We start from the raw sequence: 1,050 nt of genomic DNA, 5'->3' as shown, positions 1-1,050 counted from the left end.
CTTCTTCTACTACCTTTTGAGTTCCTTCCGCTTTGCTTAAGTCAGCTGAAATAAAGTGCAGTTTTTCGTCAGGCTTTTCAGGTGCATTCCTGGCTGTGATAATCACCCTGGCACCTGCCTGGAGTAAGCGATCGGCAATGGCTTTTCCTGCTCCTTTTGTGCCACCTGTTACTAAGGCAGTTTTACCGGATAACTCGTTATTGAAATTAACTTGATGTTCCATGTTCCTCAATTTGTTATGTACAAATATGAGGTGTAGGTGTAGTTGCTACAAGTACGGAAAAACGAATTGCATAGGGACAAATTTTTCCCATATTGTACCTTTCGGACCATTGGTGTAGTTTTATAATATGTATGAAAGAAAAATACCACCGAGCCTGAATTGTGGCCTTGACCTGATTGGGGAAGTGCTTTACGGCAAATGGAAAATCCGCTTGCTGTGGTTCATCAATGAAGGCAACAAACGACCAAGTGAGCTGCAACGAAAGATTCCTGATGCTTCACGCAGGCTGTTAAACATGCAGTTGAATGAGTTGCAGGAGCACGAATTGATTACAAAAGTTATTTATCCTGTTGTGCCGCCAAAAGTAGAGTACAGTCTGACTGAATTTGGTAAATCTCTGATTCCAGTCATAGCTGCCCTGGGACAATGGGGAGATGAATACCAGGAGCGACTGCGTACCGTTATTTTAGAGCGTTTGGAACAGGTGACTGGTCAATAGCATATTAATGGTCCGATATAGCCTGTTTCAATATCCTTTGAGTTGAATCTGGAGCCTTATTCAGTCAGTATTTTTGATAAGTACATCTCCTCAAAAGCCATGCTTAAGACATATTTCATTACTGCTCTTGTTTTAGTTTTATCTTTAAACATTTGCGCTCAGGAACAAACTCAGCACTTGAGCATCAATCCAGCAGAACGTGTGTCAGAGGCTCCGGAAAACGTTATACAGGTGTTCAAGGAGGCTGGCATGAATCCGTTGGATCATGAATTAACAGCAATCGAAAAAAGCAAGGTAGAAAAAGCCTTCGCTGCTTTACCTCCCCTAC

The 1,050-nt window shown here is 42.2% G+C and carries 2 protein-coding genes and 1 pseudogene; 2 read left to right on the top strand and 1 reads right to left on the bottom strand.

Annotated features, from left to right (window positions below):
- Positions 1-223, bottom strand: a 223-nt coding sequence (locus KWJ01_RS04020; RefSeq protein ID WP_224995136.1) for an SDR family NAD(P)-dependent oxidoreductase, incomplete at its 3' end; no start/stop codon positions are given.
- A 127-nt stretch (positions 224-350) separates the two neighbouring features.
- Between KWJ01_RS04020 and KWJ01_RS04015 the strand changes: the two genes are divergently transcribed.
- Both KWJ01_RS04015 and KWJ01_RS04010 read left to right on the top strand, forming a co-directional pair.
- A complete protein-coding gene (locus KWJ01_RS04015) occupies positions 351-722 on the top strand; it encodes a helix-turn-helix domain-containing protein (protein ID WP_224995135.1) in 372 nt (123 codons plus the stop codon).
- Positions 723-821: 99 nt separating this feature from the next.
- Positions 822-1,050: pseudogene (locus KWJ01_RS04010) on the top strand (hypothetical protein); the annotation flags it as partial.

The organism is Cesiribacter sp. SM1 (genome assembly GCF_020178975.1).
Taxonomy (GTDB): Bacteria; Bacteroidota; Bacteroidia; order Cytophagales; family Cyclobacteriaceae; genus Cesiribacter.
Note: the sequence above shows the minus strand (reverse complement) of the source record. Positions and strands in the feature narration are given on the sequence as shown.

Coding starts and splice junctions, on each gene's coding strand:
- KWJ01_RS04015 (WP_224995135.1), top strand. CDS start 351: ATGTATGAAAGAAAAATACCACCGAGCCTGAATTGTGGCCTTGACCTG.